This window comes from Rhodococcus sp. 06-221-2 (genome assembly GCF_002258365.1).
GTDB classification, from domain to species: domain Bacteria; phylum Actinomycetota; class Actinomycetes; order Mycobacteriales; family Mycobacteriaceae; genus Rhodococcoides; species Rhodococcoides fascians.
This window is the reverse complement of the sequence record NZ_NOYJ01000030.1, coordinates 420650-438076: the sequence shown is the minus strand read 5'-3', so window position 1 is coordinate 438076 and position 17427 is coordinate 420650. Positions and strand designations below refer to the sequence as shown.

Genomic DNA, 17427 nt, shown 5'->3' with positions numbered 1-17427 from the left:
GCGAGAATCAGTTCGCGGCCCATTCCATTTCGTCCACACCGGCGACCGGAGTGGACAGCGAACGTATCTCGCTCGCGTACATCGTGCGCTTGATTTCGCCGAGTACGGGGCCGCGGGTTCCGATCAAATCCGTTGCCCGCGAGAGTGCGTCGTCACGCAGCCGATCCTCGGTGGACACTGCGTCCACCAAGCCGAGGGCGGCTGCGTCCACTCCGCCGTAGCGTCGGCCTGTGGTCAGTGCTTCGTGGAACGTGTGCGGGGCGAGCTTGGCTCGGACCATATCGACTGTTCCCGGGCTGTAGGTGGCACCGATGTTGACACCAGGAAAGCACAGGAAGCCGCGATCGGAGCGCATGACGCGGTAGTCGTGTGCCATGACGAAAAATGCGGCACCCCCGTAGGTGTGCCCTTGCATGGCCGCCACCGTCTGCATCGGGAGGGTCAAGAACCGCACCAGCAGTTCCTGGACCGTTCCGATGAACCGGTTGATCTGGTCCAGGTTCTCGGCACCCCAGGACAAGTCGACTCCGGTGGAGAAGTACTTGCCGGTGGCCGTCGTGACCAGTGCAGTCGGGCCACTACTGGCTTCTACCTCGTCGAGCAGAGCGTTGACCTCGGCCACCCAATCCGGCCCCATCCGGTTCTCGGTGTCCTCGACGTCGCGAGTGCCGAGATTCAATACGAACACGTCCGCGACACGATCCAGGTATGGCATGTCCCGAAGGTACCCAGCTTTCGTTGTTCTACCCCACAGCGACAGAAGGCAAGTGTGTTTGCCGGCGGGAGCACCGGGTAGTTGTATCAGTACAAACGATCGAACGGAGGACCAGCATGCCCACCAACGATGACCAGCCCCAGCTCAAGGACCAGGATCTGTACGAGAAGCTCCGTGACGAAGGAAACTCGAAGGAGAAGTCGGCGCGCATCTCGAATGCCGCGGCCAACGAGGGCAGGAAGAACGTAGGCAAGAAGGGCGGCGAGTCCGGATCGTACGAGGACTGGACCGTCGACGAACTGACCGATCGAGCGAAGGAGATCGGCCTGGAGGGCTACTCCAAGCTGAACAAGAAAGAGCTGATCGAGGCGCTACGCAATCACTGACGTCATTCCGGCCGCAGAGACGAGTAGTACTCCTGCTGTGCGGGGTAGTAGTCGTCGAAGCTCGGCAGCGGTGCGGCGTCCCTGGATGCGATCAGCATGTCCAGGTAGTACTCCCAGCCCGGACCTATGTCGCCGACGCCGTCCGTGCTGTCGAGGCCGTGGGTCAGCGCGACGAGTGTGTCGCGGCCCTTCTCGGTAAGCCTGACCTCGAGCGGCCAGCCGCCCTCGTCCGACATACGGACGGCCAGTCGTTGGGGCGGCTCGCAGGCGTCGATCGCCATGTCGGCGACGGGTTCGCCGTCCTCGAAGACCATGGTGACGCGGATGCTGTCGTCGGTCACCCGTTCCCAGGGTCCGAACCACAACGCGGTCCGAGAGGATTCCGTGAGGCTGGACCACACATCCTCTCGTGACGCGGCGACGGTTCTGGTCAGCTCGAGGGCGTAGCCGGTCTCGGTCTCGCGCAGCGTGCCCGTGGGTATCGGTGCCATCGGGTCATTATGCGTCGTGCGACGATCCACCGTCGAGCACTCATCCTGTCAATCGGTGAAATCGATCCGCACAGATATCGGGTCGGTCTGGAGGGCGCGAAAACCTGCGCCGATAAGCCGCCCGAACAGTGGGTTCGCGGAAAAGGAACGCGCTCGCGCACTGACGTCATCCTCGGGTACGAACGTAGCTGTGCCCGCTCGCCACCGATCGCCGACGCGAATCCTGATACGCGGCTCGTCGCCGATGTTGGCTCCCCAACCGGACCTGGTTCCGTGCTGGGAGATCACCCACGCTCCTGCCCGGTCGAACGACGCAGAGACCGGTACCTGTCGGCGCAGACCGGATCGACGGCCCACGGTCTCGATATCGGTGACCAGCGATGTTCTGACTCCGACGGACGCCAGCCCGTTCACGAGCGGGTTGGCGACGTGCTTTCCGATCCACCGCTCCCGGCGGAACTTCGCAGCTGCGGCGGACGCCGTCGTGGTGCCCCCGGCGCGCCGACTACGAAACGCGTCCCAGCCGTTGCGCTGCACCATTGCTATCGCTGTTCGCCAGGCGGGGCGTCCCGAATCGGGTTGCTTTCCATCGCCGATGAGCTGCAGTTGGTCGGTGTGCCACTGCAAGTCCAGAGCGCCGTTGATCTGTTTGAAAGCACCAGCTTTCGACGGAACTCGCAACGCGACGAGCGGAGTCTCGACCCGATCCAGTGAGCCGTCGACCAGTGAACGGGCTACTGCCGGGGCGAGAGCAGTCGGGCGACCGAGACCGACGACGTCGCACTCTCCCGATCGTACGGCCGCACTCATCACCGAGCGGGTGCGGAAGCCACCGGTCACTGCAAGTGGAACGCTCCCGGCTGCGTCGCGCACCGTGTGGGCGTATTCCAGGAAGTAGGCTTCGCGATCGCGAGTGCTGGAGGTGCCCATCATCGCGGGTGATTCGTAGCTGCCGCCACTGATTTCGATCAGATCGATCGCTTCCTCGACGAGATGCTCGACGGTGATGCGAGATTCCTCTTCGCTGAATCCGCCGCGCTGGAAGTCTGCGGAGTTCAGTTTGATTCCCACTGCAAAGCCGGGGGACACGGCCGCTCTGATGGCGCGCACGACGTGAAGAACGAATCGCATTCTGCCGTCGAGGTCTCCGCCCCACGCGTCCTCGCGTCGGTTCGACAGGGGTGAGAGAAACTGGGACACCAGGTATCCGTGGGCACCGTGGAGTTGCACTCCATCGAAGCCGGCCGCCTCCGCTACCGACGCGGCCAGGGCGAACCTGTCGATGATGTCTCGAATCTCGTTCTCGCTCAACGCACGCGGTGTCGGTAGGCCGGGTACGCCGGACGCGATGGCAGACGGGGCGACGGGCGTGGCACGGGTGACGATCGGATTGGCCTGCCTGCCTGGGTGATTGAGTTGTACCCAGATGGGGACGCCACCGTCGGAGGTCGATTTCGCCCAGCGCGCCAGCGCATCGTGGTCGCGGTCGTCTTCGATGACGACGTTGCCGGGTTCGCCCAGGTGAGATCGGTCGACCATCACGTTGCCGGTCACCACCAGTCCGTAGCCACCCGCGCCCCAACGGCGGTACAGCGTTTCGAGCCGGGTATCGGGTGCGTGCTCGGCAGTCCCCAAGCCCTCACTCAAGGCCGCTTTCATCACGCGGTTCGGAAGGGTCTGCCCGCAGGGGAGTGGGAGCGGGGTGCTCAGTTCGACGACGTCGGTCTCGGTGGGCATGGCGTGACTCCGGTTCAGCGATAGCGTGACGGGATATGATTACCGTCATAGTCAAACGCGACTGTAGATGTAACTCGGTGTCACGTCAATGATCGTGTTCGGAAAGGTGATAGATGGCGAATCGAAGCAGTGCTCGTGAGGACATGCTGCGCAGCGCGGCGCAGTTGTTTCGGCAGCGCGGAGTCGAAGCGACTTCGTTGGCCGACGTCATCGAGCACGCAGGTGCGCCGAGAGGCTCGATCTATCACCACTTTCCACGGGGCAAGCCTCAACTGGTCGAGGAGGCCACGCGAACGGCCGGCGCGGCGATGGGGGCAATGATCTCCGAGGGGTTGGCCCAGGTCGGGCCGGCGGCGACGGTGCGCGCGATCATCGAGGGCTTTCGCAGTGAACTGTCGAGCACCGATTTCGTGTCCGGTTGCCCCATTGCTCCTGCCGCACTCGAGGGGGCGAACGCCCCCGGTGCCGTCACCGCGGCCGGGGAGTCGTTCTCGTCGTGGGAAGACACGATCGCCGCATCGCTCTGGCAGCACGGGTTGACGAGAGAGCGGGCCCAGGCGCTCGCGACGTTCTCCATATCGGCGATCGAGGGTGCGCTGATCGTGGCGAAAGCGCAGCGATCGACCACCGCGCTGGATCGGACCGAGGGGGAGTTGTTGGCTCTGCTCGACGCGGTCCTGGACGCAGCGGGCGGGCAGAGTTACCGATAGCGACTATTGCTATAACGCCGAGTTACAGTTACTTTCCCTTCAGGAACTATGTCATCCGTCATAGCCGGAGGGAATCTCATGCCGTCACTCACCACTTCTCGACACCGCGTAGAGGGTACGAAGCTTCGCGGCCGATATCTGGCTCTACTCGTGATCTGCGCAGCGGAGCTGCTCGTCGTACTGGACAACACCGTCGTCAACGTCGCCCTGCCGTCGATGGGGCTACAGCTACGCGCCGACATCAGCGGCTTGCAGTGGGTGGTCGACGCCTACACGCTGACGTTCGCGGGATTGCTTCTCGCTTTCGGCCACCTCGGAGACCGATACGGGCGCAAGAAGGTGATGATCATCGGCCTGGCGGGCATTGCGCTGATGTCGGTGGGCGGCGCGGTCGCCGCCGACCTCGGGCAGGTCGTCGCCGCCCGCGCCGCGATGGGAGTCTGTGCGGCGGCAGTCTTTCCGGCCACGTTGGCTCTCATCATCAATATCTTCACCGACGCCAAAGAGCGAGCGCTGGCCATCGCAGCGTGGACGGCGATGGCAGGTTTCGCCATCGCCATCGGTCCGACAGCGGGCGGCTTTCTGCTCGAGCACTTCTCGTGGCATTCGGTGTTCTGGATCAATGTTCCGGTTGCCCTGCTCGTTCTGGTGGCCGCACTGGCCTGCGTTCCGGAGTCGAGGGCCGAACATGTGGGCAAGTACGACCCTGTCGGAATCGTGCTGTCCTTGACGGGCATCACGGTCGTGGTGTGGGCGATCATCGAAGCGCCGCACAACGGTTGGTTGTCACCGGCGAGCATCGGAGCCTACACCGCGGGATGCGTCGCGCTTGCCGCGTTCGTGTGGTGGGAGTTGCGAACACCGTCTCCGGTACTGGACCTGAATCTGTTCCGAATCAGACGATTCTCGCTGCCCGCCTTGGCCATTGCTGTGGGGTACTTCAGTATGTTCGGCTTCCTGTTCATGATCACCCAGTATTTTCAGGGTGTCATGGAGTTGACGCCGTTGCAGTTCGGCGTTCATTCACTGCCGTTCGCGGTATCCATCGCGGTCGGGGCACCACTGGCTACACTGATCGCGCAGCGAATAGGAACGACAGCCGTCATCGTCTTCGGACTCGTCGTGATGAGCATCGGCATGTTCATTGCGGGCCAGGTCGAGGTCGAAACCCCGTACCTGGGACCGGTCGTCGTCTCGATGATCTTGATGGGCCTCGGGTTGGCGATCGTGCAAGGCCCGGCCACCGAATCCATCATGTCGTCGGTGACGCTCGACGAAGCAGGTGCAGGCTCGGCGGTGAACGACACCACCCGTGAGGTGGGTGGAACACTCGGCGTCGCGGTGCTGGGCTCGATCGTCGCGTCGATCTACACCACGAAAGTGGGCCCCCGAGTCGACGCCATTCCCGACGCAATCATGGAGCCCTACCAGAAAGCCTTCGCCCGGGAGACCGTCGTCAGCGTCATCGAAATTGTCAAAGCACCGACCAACCCGATCTTCGCGACACAGAAGGCGGAGCTCGTGTATGCGATGAAGGCCGCGTCACTGGAGGGATTTCAGCTCGCGTCGTTCGTCACCGTCGGGGCCGCCATGGCCTGCGCGATCGCTGTGGCGCTCTTCCTGCCATGGCGGCGACCCGAAGGAGACGGGGTGCTGTTGGCGTGGCGGGCACCGAAGTCCGAAGACCCCGAGATCAGTTGAACGGGGTGCCCCCGGTGACCGCAATGGTCTCGCCTGTGATGTAGCTGGACTCGTTCGAGGCCAGGAAAACGTAGGCCGGAGCCAATTCCGCGGGCTGGCCCGGGCGGCCCAACGGAACCGTCTCGCCGAACTCGCCGTACTTCTCGGCAGGCATGGTCGCAGGAATCAGGGGAGTCCAAATAGGTCCGGGCGCAACGGCATTGACTCGAATGCCCTGGCCGGCGAGGTCGCCGGCCAGGCCCTTGGTGAAAGCGACGATGCCTGCCTTGGTCGTGGCGTAGTCCATCAACTCCGGTGACGGATTCGATGCCTGAATCGAGGTGGTGTTGATGATGGTGGAGCCCGCACCCATGACGGCAGCGGCGTGCTTCGAAATCCAGAACAAGGCATACAAGTTGGTCTTGAGCACACGGTCGAACTGGTCGGTGGTGATATCGGCGATGCCGCCCATCTGGGCCATCTGGAACGCGGCGTTGTTGACGACGATGTCGAGGCCTCCGAGAACCTCCACGGCAGTGTCGACCAACTTGGTGCACTGCGTTTCGTCGGTGAGGTCGCAGGCGATCGCTCGGCCCGACCGCCCAGCGGCTTCGATCAGGTCGACGGTCGCTTGGGCATCTGGGCCCTCGGATTCGAGATGAGCAATGACGACATCGGCACCTTCTCGCGCGAATGCCAGCGCCACCGCTCGTCCGATCCCGGAATCACCACCGGTGATCAACGCTTTTCGGCCGTGCAACCGATCCGAACCCCGGTACGACTTCTCGCCGTGATCCGGTGCGGTGACCATGTCGCGAGTCAATCCCGGATGCTCGAGCTCGGGCTGGTCGTCCCGATCGGGCATGGAGAAAGCAGTGGTGGGGTCGCTCTTGGTGAACTGGTCGGACATTGTCGATCCTTGCCTCGTGTGAAGAGGACCCATTGCGGCAAAACCAAAGCCGCCCCAGTTCTCGAGACGATTCACGGTCGTTACCGACTGGAGTCGCTGTCCACACGAGGTTTGCCGGTTGTACCGGCACGCAAACCTCGCGAATCAGCGCGCGGAGGGATCTTCCCCGATGAAGCTCGCACCCACCGCATCGAGCACCCGGCGCGCCGGCCGGGTAGGAGCGAAGACCTCGACGCGTCCGTCGGAACGTTCGACAGCATCGACGATCACGCTCGCGGCACCCGAGTACATGAAGTCCACCGCCGACAAGTCCAGAAGCACAACTGCATTGCCCCGCAGGGCACCGTCGAGGGCGTTCACCAAATCTGCTCGGGCACTCATGTCCAGCTCGCCGACGGCGCGAACAACGGTCAGATCGGGGGAGTAGGACTCGATCCCGATCGAGTGGCGTCGAGCGGGGGCGGTGGAGCGAACATCGGTGAAATCGGAAACAGTCACGGTGCGAACCTCTCAGTTCGGGTGGCCTATCGAACCGGCGTGCTCGGTGTGGAACCCGAGGGCTGCAGGTTCCGGTGCACGCTGTCCCGTAATCCTGACAGCGCAACGTCACCGAACCGAGCCTGCAACATCACGGATTCGTCGCTACTTGGTAACGGCGAGGTAACGCAGCCCGATGCCCGGCATCAGGGCAGTGTGTGACCTGCTGCGCGGAACAGGCCGTACCATTCCGCCCTGGTCAGGCGGATGTCCGACCCCGTAGCGGCCTCTACTATCCGATCCGGCGTGGTGGTCCCCAGGACCACCTGAATGTCGGCCGGGTGGCGTGTTATCCACGCGACCGCTATCGCGGCCGGTGTCGTGTCGTATCGGCCGGCAATGTCGTCGAGCGCATCGTTGAGGGCCGAGTAGTTCTTGCGATCTCCGACGAACACACCCGACGAGGTCCCGCTCTGGAGTGGCGACCACGCTTGCACGGTGATGCCGCGTGCCCTCGCGAAGTCGAGCAACCCGTTGTCGCGATCCACCGACTGGTCCAGCGCGCCGATGTTGGCGGTCAGGCCCGCAGCGATCAGCGGTGAATGGACGACGCTCAACTGCACTTGGTCGAACAGAAGTGGTTGGGTGACCGCTGTTTTCAGCAATTCGATCTGACCGGGAGTGTGATTGGAGACGCCGAAACCGAGCACTTTGCCCGACGTGTGCAGTGTGTCGAATGCCGCCGCGACCTCGTCGGGCTCGACCAGGCTGTCCGGTCGATGCAGCAGCAGGGTGTCGAGATGATCGACGCCGAGTGCCGAGAGCGAACCCTCGACGGTCGACACGATGTGGTCTTCCGAGAAGTCGAAATAGCCGTCGCGAATGCCGACCTTGCTCTGAATGCTGACGCGCTCACGCTGCGACGGAGTGAGCGTCACCGCTTGTCCGAAGCGCTCCTCGCATCCGTGGGGTCTGCCGCCGTAGATGTCGGCGTGATCGAAGACGGTCACACCCACGTCCAGGGCAGTGTCGACCAACCTGCGAATCCTGTCGTCGTCCAGGTCGAGGATGCGCATGAACCCGAGGACGATGCTCGACACGGTTGTGCCGGTCTGGGGGTGTGTAAAGGTGCGCAAGGTGAGTCTCCCTCTGTGCGGACGTGGTCGCAGTCGAGTGTGTCAAACCGCGGACCCAGTACGCCCGGGCCTCTGTTGCGCAAGGCGTTGACAATATTGCGCAACTTCTGCCATCGTTGTGCTCGGCATCACACAGAACCCAGGAGGTGAACCGTGGCACCCACGCTCACGCAGGTCGCACAACGAGCAGGTGTGTCGCTGTCGACGGCATCGCGCGCCTTCAGCAACCCGGATCGAATCGGGGCGGACACGTTGGCTCGGATCATCGCCGTCGCCGACCAGATCGGCTATGTCGCGGCCTCGGGGCGCTCCTCCGACACCCGCGTCTCGGCGACGACGGTCGCAGTCGTGGTACCCGACATCGGCCACACCGTCTTCGCCAGCTTCGTCAAGTCCGCGCAAGCGCAGGGCTGGCATCGCAGACAGACCATCGTCCTCACCGACACCGACGGAAGCGCAGACCGTGAGCGTGAAGTGATCGGTGACCTGCAGGGCCGAGTCGACGCTCTGATCGTCTGTGCTCCACGACTACCGGCCGAGGACATCGTGCAGCTGGCGGGCGACACACCGCTGGTGCTGGTCAACCGATCCTCCAGCGAATGCGATTGTGTCGTGGCCGATTCCGAGGACGGTATCCGGCAGGCCGTCGATTACCTGGCAGCTCTCGGTCACACGCATCTCGCGTACGTCCAGGGATCACCGCAATCGTGGTCCAACGAGCGACGCGTCGACGCCGTCGAGCAGTTCTGTGCGGCACGAGGAATCGTGCTCGATGTACTGGGGTGGCAGCAGGAAACCTTGGCCGGCGGACATGCTGCGGCTGCCAGCGTCGTTGCCACGGGTGCGACCGCCGTCATGACCCACAACGACCCCATGGCCATCGGCGTCATGAACGGGGTCCGGTCGATGGGCCTGGCAGTACCGGAAGACCTCAGCGTCATCGGCATCGACGATTCGCCCCTGGCCGAACTCGCGCATCCCGCTCTGACGAGTATCAACGTTCCGATGGGCCGTGCAGGTCTGGTGTCCTCCGATCTGGTGTTCCAGCGGGCAGCCGAACCGGAGTCGTCGGCCAGAACCATCCACCTCCCTACCCAACTCGTGGTCCGCGGCTCATCGGGGCCCGCTCGGATTCGCACTCTCGCACCAGGAAAGGACGACTCGAAATGAAGGTCGTCATCGCAGATTCCAACCTCCTACCGCATCGTGGCCGCTTCGAGAGCCGAGTCGCCTCCGATATCGAGCTGTCGTGGCACGAGAAGTTCGACGTCGATGCACTCGTCGCGGACATCGCCGATGCGACCGTGTATGTCGGCGGAAAGTTCCCGGCCGTTCTGGCGGAGGCGGCACCCGATCTGCAGCTGGTGCACGTTGCGGGGGCAGGCACGGACGGCGTTTCCTTCGACGACCTGAGCGCTCGGACATTGGTGGCCAACACTTTTCACCACGAACGCTCGATCGCCGAATACGTCGTAGCCACCGCCGTCGTGCTCCGGCGCGGGTTTCTCGGCCAGGACCGCCTCATGCGGGAGGATCGGTGGGCGTCACAGGTGTACGACCGCACGCTTCGGCAGTCGACTTCGCTGGGTTCGGCAACGGTGGGATTCGTGGGCTTCGGTCATATCGGTGCGCAGTCGTGGCAGTTGCTGCGGGCCTTCGGTTGCCGGGGCATCGCGGTCACAGGAAGCGGATCGGTGAACGCAGCCGAGAACGGATTGGCCTGGGCCGCAGCGACCGATCGTCTGTCCGACCTGATGACCGAAGCAGACGTCGTCGTGGTGTCCGCACCACTGAACGAGCGCACCACCGGCATGATCGGCGACACCGAACTCGCAGCTCTCGGACCGGACGGCGTGCTGATCAACGTGGGGCGTGGCCCCCTGGTGCAGCAGGATGCACTGTTCGACGCGCTGTCCGCCGGATCGCTCGGGAGCGCCGCCATCGACGTCTGGTACGACTACCCGTCGGCCGACGGCATCGGTGCCCCCTCGCGTCATCCGTTCCACACGCTGCACAACGTCCTGATGACACCTCATTCTTCCGGCATCACACGCGAAACCTTCGAGGGCCGGGTCGACGACATCACCGCCAACATCGGTCGACTCGCCGCGCGCGAACCGTTGACCGATGTCGTTGCCGGAGAGAACTTCACGGAGAAAGCAGAGCGCTCGTGACCGACAAGATCGTCGCCGCGGACGTCATCGTCTGCAGCCCCACGCGTAATTACGTCACACTCAAAGTGACCACCGCAGACGGCGTCGTCGGCTACGGCGACGCGACCTTGAACGGCAGGGAACTCGCGGTGGCGTCGTACCTGCAAGATCATGTCGCGCCGCTTCTCATCGGCCGAGATCCCGCACGCATCGAGGACACCTGGCAATACCTCTACCGCGGTGTCTACTGGCGCCGTGGGCCGGTGACGATGGCCGCGATCGGTGCCGTCGACCTCGCCTTGTGGGACATCAAGGGCAAATCCCTCGGGCAACCGGTCTACCAGCTGCTCGGTGGAGCCGTCCGCGACCGCATTCTCTCGTACACCCACGCCACCGGCTGGGACACGTCGGAATTGATCGATTCCGTCGATCGTCGTCGAGCACAGGGTTTTCGCGCCGTGCGGGCCCAATCGGGTGTTCCCGGCCTGGAGTCCGTGTACGGAGTGCACCGAGGCGCGCAGGGATACGAACCCGCAGGCCGTGGTGCCTTTCCGGTCGAAGAGGTCTGGGATACCGATGCGTATCTCAATCACGTTCCCGGGGTGCTCGCAGCGGTGCGTGACCACGTGGGATCCGAGCTCAAGCTGTTGCACGATGCGCACCACCGACTGACACCGCAACAGGCAGCGCGACTGGGCAAGTCGCTCGAGGACGTCGATCTGTTCTGGCTCGAGGACGTCACCACCGCCGAGGATCAGACCGCCCTGCGGCTGGTGCGTCACCACACCACGACCCCGCTCGCGATCGGTGAAGTGTTCAACACCATCTGGGACTGCCAGCAATTGATCTCCGAGAAGCTGATCGATTTCATTCGGGTGGCCATCGCGCATGCCGGCGGTATCAGTCATGTCCGAAAGATCTTCTCGCTGGCCGAGGTACACCAGGTTCGTTGCGGACCGCACGGGCCCTCCGACGTCTCGCCGATCACCCTCGCCGCGAGCGTGCACCTCGGAATGGCCACTCCGAACTTCGGCATTCAGGAATTCATGGGCTACGACCCACTGGTCGACGAGGTGTTCCCACACGCATGGTCGTTCGCCGACGGCTACCTGACCCCCGGTGATGTCCCCGGCCTGGGCGTCGACATGGACGAGTCGTTGGCCGCGCGGTACCCGTACGAGCCCGCGTATCTCCCCGTCGCTCGTCGCCTCGACGGCTCGATGACGGACTGGTGACGAGATGAGCGAATCCAGACTGTCTCGTTCGGCACTCGCTCGCTCGGGGGCCGTCCCAGCACGACCGGACGGCACCGGAATCGTCCATCTGGGGCTGGGCAACTTCCATCGCGCGCATCAGGCCGTGTACACCGCTGCGGCACTGGCACAGGACGGCGGCTCGTGGGGAATTCTGGGTGTAGCGAACAGATCTCGCACGATTGTCGATGCCATGCTCGCTCAGGAACTGCTCTACGGCGTCGTCGAGATCTCGCCGTCGGGTTCGAGGGTGAGCGTGCCCGGAGCGCACACGGGAGTCATGGTCGCCGCCGACGACCCCGCCGCCGTCGTACGGGCCATTGCGGACGAGGACGTCCGAATCGTGACGATCACCGTCACCGAGTTGGGCTACACGCTGTCGTCCCGGACGGGCTCCCTCGACCTCGAATCGACTGCAGTGCAACAGGACCTGCAGCGGCCGGAAACGCCGACGACCACGGTGGGGCAGCTCGCGAGGGCTCTGGCGATGCGGGCACGAACGCACGGGGCTCCCATCACCGTGGCCAGCTGTGACAACCTGCTGGGGAACGGTGATCGCACCGCTGCACTCGTGCGTCGGTTCTTGGACCGTTGCGGTGCGGACGATGTGCTCGAGTGGCTGGCCGCGGCAGTGACGTTCCCCAACTCCATGGTCGATCGCATCGTTCCGTCCAGCAGTGCCTTGTACGACGCCGAGTCCACCGCCGAACTGGGCGCTGTGGACACCATTGCAGTGCCTGCGGAGCCGTTCACGATGTGGGTGATGGAGGACGAGTTCGCCGCAGGACGTCCCCGCTGGGAAGCCGGTGGTGCCGTGTTCACCGAGGACGTCGAACCGTACGAACTGATGAAGGTTCGACTGCTCAACGGAACCCACTCTCTCATTGCCTATCTCGGCGCACTCGATGGTCGCGCGACAATTCCGGACTCGATCGGTCGCCCGTTCGTGGTGGCCGCAGCTCGAGCGGTGTTGGTCGACGAATACCTCCCCACCGTGCCCGTTCCGGACGGGGTGGATATCGACGGCTACATCGCCCAGCTGTTCGTGCGGTGGTCCAACTCCGCTCTGGGGCACAAGACCGCGCAGGTCGGCTCGGACGGCTCGGCGAAGCTCGCGCAGAGGATCCCGGACCCAGCGCTCCATCACCTGCGAAACAAGGTTGTGCCGCAACACCTTTCCTTGACCATCGCCGCCTATCTCTGCTGCGTGTGCCCGCCCGACGGTTTCGACCCGGGCCCGCATGCGCATGCGATGGCCGACCCTGCACGCGCGCGTTTGGCAGGACTTGCCGCTTCGGCAGCGTCCAGTGAGGATTTCGTCCGCTCGGTTCTCCAACGCGGCGACATACTCCCCATCGAGTTGGCGCAGTTTCCCGAATTCATCACACGCACAGCAGAATTGATGGATACTGTTGTTCGTCACGGTCCGATGGCCGCAGCCGTCGAAGCGGCGAGTTCTTCGCTCCGCCCCGTCGTCACGGCATCCCGGACCACACTCGACTGACTCATTCTCCTTCCTTCGTTCGGCCGAGGCCGAAACTCACCCGAGGACAACCATGGACACGACCACAGAACCGTCAGATTCTCCCAGAATCGCTCCGGCCCAACATGATCCTTCCGCCGTACGACGCGCAGCGTGGGCCGGCCTCATCGGAACCACACTCGAACAGTACGATTTCGTCATCTACGGCACGGCGTCCGCGCTGATCTTCAACAAGTTGTTCTTTCCCAACATCTCTCCGGCGGCCGGCATCATCGCCAGCTTCAGCGCGTACGCCGTCGGATTCCTCGCCCGGCCACTGGGTGGACTGTTCTTCTCACGCTACGGTGACCGGCTCGGTCGCAAGTGGGTTCTGGTCGCCACGCTGATGCTGATGGGCGGCGCGACCATGGCCATCGGTCTGCTGCCGACGTTCGAGCAGGTGGGACTACTGGCCCCGGTGTTGCTGGTCCTGTGCCGATTCTTCCAGGGCTTCGGCGCTGGTGCCGAACAATCAGGTGGCGCAACGCTTCTGACGGAAACGGCCGCGATCGGAAAGCGTGGCAGATTGGCCGCTCTTGTCATGACCGGCGCGGCGCTCGGCACCGCTCTCGGAGCAATCGCCTGGATCCTCGCCCAGTTGCTTCCCGACGACCAGCTCATGTCCTGGGGCTGGCGGATGGTGTTTCTGAGCAGCATCCTGGTCACAGTGGCCGCGTTCATCATCAGACGCAAGCTCAACGAGTCACCGGTGTTCCAGGAACTGAAGGCGGCACAGGAGCGTCCCAAGGCGCCGGTGAAGGAGGTGTTCACCAACGGCAAGCGACCGCTGTTCATCGTCATGTTCATGACCGTCGGCATCAGCGCTCAGTCCTACACGTACCAGGTGTTCATGGCCTCCTACATGAAGAACGACATCGGCGTCGATCCCACGTTCATACCCAAGGTTCTGCTCATCGGCGCAATCTGCGGCGGCATCGCGGCCTGGGGCTTCGGATGGTTGTCGGACAAGGTGGGTCGTAAGCCCGTGTACATCGGTATCGTCAGCCTGCTCGTCGTTCTTCCGGTTCCCACGTTCATGGCTCTCAGCACCGGTTCGCACGTACTGATCACCCTGGTGATGATCATCGGATTCATCCTGGCGTGCCAGGGGGCCGTCGGTGTCACGATGAGCTACTTCCCCGAGATCTTCGGGGCTCGATACCGGTACGCCGGAGTCACTCTCGGCCGCGAGTTCGCGTCCGTCTTCGGCGGCGGAATCGCTCCGTTGCTGTGTGCGGCACTGATTACCGCGTTCTCCGGATCCTGGGTGCCGGTCGCGGTCTACATGATGATCATGGCCGTCTCGGTGCTCGTCGCCGCAACCTTCGCACCGGAAACTCGGGATCGCGATCTGACCGATCCGGCCAACGCAACCGATCCGGTGCTCGACCGGGTCTGACCTGCCCACCTCGAACGGAACGGACGACACGATGACCACCGAACCGAATCCGGTGCCCGACAAAACGATTGCCTTGATCGCTTACGGCACCGATGACATCCGCGTCGAAACAGTGGCGGTGGCCGACCCCTCGCCGGACGAGGCGATCGTCGCAATTGCCTACGGCGGAATCTGCGGATCCGATCTGCACTACTGGAAGCACGGGGCGGCAGGACAATCGGTACTGAAGGCACCTATGCGGTTGGGACACGAGGCGTCGGGCACCGTGGTTCGGCGCGCAGGAGACGGCAGTGGCCCCGGTGAAGGCACCCCGGTCACCGTCCATCCGGCGACTCCCGCCGCCACCGGAGCGAAGTATCCGGTCGATCGTCCGAACCTGTCTCCCGGATGCCGCTACATGGGAAGCGCCGCGCAGGTACCGCACGACGACGGACTGTTCATCGGTCATGTTGCCGTCCCGACCCGAATGCTCAGAGTGTTGCCCGACGGTCTGGATCTGAGAATTGCTGCGTTGGCCGAGCCGGCGAGCGTCGCGTGGCATGCTGTCGAGCGCGCCGGGACGGTGTCCGGCAAGACGGTTCTCGTGGTCGGGACAGGTCCGATCGGTGCCCTCATCGTGGCGGTCGCTCGTCGAGCCGGTGCAGCGCGGATCGTCGCGGTCGACCTCGAGGACTACGCCCTGGAAGTGACGCGTCGACTCGGAGCGCATCGAACGATCGACGCCCGCGACGAGGCGGCAGTCGCCGCGGTCGAGGCCGATGTGACGTTCGAGTGCTCGGGCAATCACCGCGGTCTGGCGTCGGCAATCGACGGCACGGCTCGTGGCGGCCGTGTCGTCATGGTCGGGATACCGGCGGCGGGGCCCCAGCCGGTGCCACTGTCTGTGGCGATCACCCGGGAGATCGACCTGATCGGCTCGTTCCGGTTCAACACCGAGATGGACGACGTGATCCAAGCTCTGGCCGACGGTTCACTCGATGTGGCACCGGTCGTCACTGCGGAGTATCCGGTGAGGGACGCCCTCGACGCGTTCGCACTCGCAGCCGATGCATCCCGGTCGAGCAAAGTCCTGTTGACGTTCTGACGGGCTACTACTCGAATTCGGTTCGTATCGACTGTGTCGTGAGCTGGAGCATCAGCACGAAGCCGGTCAGCGTCACCACGATCGGGGCCCACAGCACCACCGCCACGAAGGTGTCCACATCCCGTTCCAGCACTATGTACACCGCGACGATCGACGTTCCCAACAAGCACAGGGCGATGTGCGCAGCGAGTCGCCATTTGTCGAAGAAGAACCCGGCCAACATTCCCATCGGGATGAGGAAGGTGCATTTGCCGAGGGTGACTTCGGGCGCGAAATTCGCGGTGATGGTGGCTCCGAAGATCGAAAGATCGGCGATGACGACGAAGGCGAAGGCTTGCCCGAGCGTCGGCCACGGTCCGAACCACCAGAACGCGCCCATGACGTACGCGGCGATCATGCACGTCCATTGCACGATCGCGGGGATAGGGGTGGTCGCGCCGTACCCGAACGCCAGCTCGAGGGTGACCACGACGGCCATGGCCAGGGCGGCGGCGGACACGATCCGCTTGACGAGGGTCGTGACAGCGAGCGACGTCATCACGCCCATGCCCCATTGGTAGTGCTCGTTGGACCTCGTCAGTGCGCGAGTCACAGTGCCCCCTCGTTCCAATCGGGAGTCGATTGAAACACAGTCGCACGGCTCGACGTTCGGCTTTCACCGAGTTCCGGCCGACGGCGCGGCACGATCAGCTGGTCAATTGGTGTAACAGCTCCGGCAGTGTCTCGCTGATGTCGTGCCGGCTGGCCACCCGATAGCGGGCGGCTTCACCGAGCAGCCGCCGTCGATCGGCGTCGTCGACCACCGCCGAGACGGCGGCAGCGAGAGCATCCGAGTTGCCGGGCTCGACCAGAATTCCAGCACCGTCGGCGAGAAATTCGTGCGTGCCACCGTGATCGCTTCCGATCACCGGCAATCCGTGCGACATCGCTTCCAAGACCGACAACGGACCTGCCTCGGGAGAAGTACTGGCCGACACGACGACATCCCACCTGCGAAGAGCGGACTCGGCATCGGTGTGCCCGAGGAACTCGACACGTCCGGCAAGATCCGGTTCCGCGGCGCGCGCGCGGAGTTCGTCGACGTATTCGCGATCACCGGGGAAGCTTCCCCCGGCCAATTCGACTCGGACGTCGGGGAGCATGGCGACGGCGTCGAGCAGCACGCGGTGCCCCTTCCACGGCGTCAACAACGCCAGCATCCCGACGACCGGCGGAGAGTGCAGCGCACCGCCGAACCGCGGAACCGGCCACGGCACGCCGTTGTGTGACACCACCACGGGGAGGCCGGCCTTTCGGAGCGGTTCTGCGGTGGCCTCGGACACCGATACCGCAACGCGAACGGCCGGCCGGGCGAACCGGACCACCACACGCTGCTTGAGAGAGGTCATCGTGTCGTGGACGAGCCACGACGCCCCGCGAGCGGGCCGCGCAAACCGCGCCACCGGAAGCGCGAACAGCGAGTTGACGACCGTGGCGGTGCCCGGTGCGCGGGCGATCGTGCGCACGGCGCGCGCCGCCCCGCCCCATCGTGCGACCATCCTGATCGCCGCGATACCGCGCGCGGCACCTCGTTGCCCACCCAGTCCGAGCTCGTCGATGCGGATGTGCCGCGTCGTGTCGGGTAGACGGTCTGCCAATGGGCCTGCGGGGCAGGCGATCACGGTGGCATGGCCGCGGCGCGTGGCCTCGTCGATCAAATCCAGCAGCACCTTCTCGGCACCGGACACCTGGCCGGTGTGCGCGAGGAAGAGAACTGTCGATTCGTCGGTCATGT

General features: G+C 64.2%; 17 protein-coding genes. 9 read left to right on the top strand and 8 right to left on the bottom strand.

Annotated features, from left to right (window positions below; genetic code table 11):
• Nucleotides 1-7: 7 nt before the first annotated feature.
• Nucleotides 8-715 carry an enoyl-CoA hydratase-related protein gene (locus CH281_RS18225; RefSeq protein WP_032368246.1) on the bottom strand — a complete coding sequence of 236 codons (708 nt, stop codon included), beginning with the start codon at nt 713-715 and terminating at the stop codon, nt 8-10.
• 116 nt (nt 716-831) lie between these two features.
• On the opposite strand from CH281_RS18225, the gene CH281_RS18220 reads away from it, so the two are divergent.
• A complete protein-coding gene (locus tag CH281_RS18220; RefSeq protein ID WP_027497643.1) occupies nt 832-1101 on the top strand; it encodes a DUF7218 family protein in 270 nt (89 codons plus the stop codon).
• A gap of 2 nt (nt 1102-1103) precedes the next feature.
• Here CH281_RS18220 and CH281_RS18215 read toward each other — a convergent pair whose 3' ends face one another.
• Nucleotides 1104-1592 carry an SRPBCC domain-containing protein gene (locus CH281_RS18215; RefSeq protein ID WP_094695043.1) on the bottom strand — a complete coding sequence of 163 codons (489 nt, stop codon included), beginning with the start codon at nt 1590-1592 and terminating at the stop codon, nt 1104-1106.
• A gap of 48 nt (nt 1593-1640) precedes the next feature.
• A complete protein-coding gene (locus CH281_RS18210; protein ID WP_094695041.1) occupies nt 1641-3329 on the bottom strand; it encodes a nitroreductase family deazaflavin-dependent oxidoreductase in 1689 nt (562 codons plus the stop codon).
• Between the two features lie 113 nt (nt 3330-3442).
• Here CH281_RS18210 and CH281_RS18205 point away from each other — a divergent pair, with 113 nt between their 5' ends.
• Both CH281_RS18205 and CH281_RS18200 read left to right on the top strand, forming a co-directional pair.
• Nucleotides 3443-4039, top strand: a complete 597-nt coding sequence (locus CH281_RS18205; protein WP_230073914.1) for a TetR/AcrR family transcriptional regulator — start codon at nt 3443-3445, stop codon at nt 4037-4039.
• A gap of 78 nt (nt 4040-4117) precedes the next feature.
• Nucleotides 4118-5740: an MFS transporter gene (locus tag CH281_RS18200; protein WP_094695039.1), complete on the top strand. Its 1623-nt coding sequence runs from the start codon at nt 4118-4120 to the stop codon at nt 5738-5740.
• Here the strand turns inward: CH281_RS18200 and CH281_RS18195 are convergent.
• The 3 genes from CH281_RS18195 to CH281_RS18185 form a co-directional block, all read right to left on the bottom strand.
• A complete protein-coding gene (locus CH281_RS18195) occupies nt 5733-6629 on the bottom strand; it encodes an SDR family oxidoreductase (RefSeq protein WP_032368240.1) in 897 nt (298 codons plus the stop codon). The genes CH281_RS18200 and CH281_RS18195 overlap by 8 nt on opposite strands.
• Nucleotides 6630-6773: 144 nt before the next feature.
• Nucleotides 6774-7127, bottom strand: a complete 354-nt coding sequence (locus CH281_RS18190; RefSeq protein WP_027497637.1) for an STAS domain-containing protein — start codon at nt 7125-7127, stop codon at nt 6774-6776.
• Between the two features lie 185 nt (nt 7128-7312).
• Nucleotides 7313-8242 carry an aldo/keto reductase gene (locus CH281_RS18185; RefSeq protein ID WP_094695037.1) on the bottom strand — a complete coding sequence of 310 codons (930 nt, stop codon included), beginning with the start codon at nt 8240-8242 and terminating at the stop codon, nt 7313-7315.
• A gap of 153 nt (nt 8243-8395) precedes the next feature.
• Between CH281_RS18185 and CH281_RS18180 the strand changes: the two genes are divergently transcribed.
• From CH281_RS18180 to CH281_RS18155, 6 genes are read left to right on the top strand one after another with little or no spacing between them, the layout of a single operon-like run.
• Nucleotides 8396-9412: a LacI family DNA-binding transcriptional regulator gene (locus CH281_RS18180; protein WP_032406782.1), complete on the top strand. Its 1017-nt coding sequence runs from the start codon at nt 8396-8398 to the stop codon at nt 9410-9412.
• Nucleotides 9409-10416 carry a 2-hydroxyacid dehydrogenase gene (locus CH281_RS18175; protein ID WP_094695035.1) on the top strand — a complete coding sequence of 336 codons (1008 nt, stop codon included), beginning with the start codon at nt 9409-9411 and terminating at the stop codon, nt 10414-10416. The genes CH281_RS18180 and CH281_RS18175 overlap by 4 nt, the downstream gene beginning before the upstream one ends.
• Nucleotides 10413-11630, top strand: coding sequence for a D-mannonate dehydratase ManD (gene manD, locus CH281_RS18170; protein ID WP_094695032.1), 1218 nt, complete (start codon nt 10413-10415; stop codon nt 11628-11630). Before CH281_RS18175 ends, manD begins: the two co-directional genes overlap by 4 nt.
• Nucleotides 11631-11634: 4 nt before the next feature.
• Complete coding sequence (locus CH281_RS18165) at nt 11635-13152, top strand: mannitol dehydrogenase family protein (RefSeq protein WP_094695030.1); 1518 nt, start codon at nt 11635-11637, stop codon at nt 13150-13152.
• 52 nt (nt 13153-13204) lie between these two features.
• Nucleotides 13205-14569 (top strand): MFS transporter, encoded by a 1365-nt coding sequence (locus tag CH281_RS18160; protein ID WP_057473266.1) that lies wholly within the window; start codon nt 13205-13207, stop codon nt 14567-14569.
• A 31-nt stretch (nt 14570-14600) separates the two neighbouring features.
• Entirely contained in the window at nt 14601-15653 is a 1053-nt protein-coding gene (locus CH281_RS18155) for a zinc-binding dehydrogenase (protein ID WP_094695028.1), read from the top strand.
• Between the two features lie 7 nt (nt 15654-15660).
• Here the strand turns inward: CH281_RS18155 and CH281_RS18150 are convergent, their stop codons facing one another.
• Nucleotides 15661-16245: a hypothetical protein gene (locus CH281_RS18150; RefSeq protein WP_027497630.1), complete on the bottom strand. Its 585-nt coding sequence runs from the start codon at nt 16243-16245 to the stop codon at nt 15661-15663.
• Nucleotides 16246-16339: 94 nt separating this feature from the next.
• Nucleotides 16340-17425, bottom strand: coding sequence for a glycosyltransferase family 4 protein (locus CH281_RS18145; protein WP_094695026.1), 1086 nt, complete (start codon nt 17423-17425; stop codon nt 16340-16342).
• Between the last annotated feature and the right edge of the window lie 2 nt (nt 17426-17427).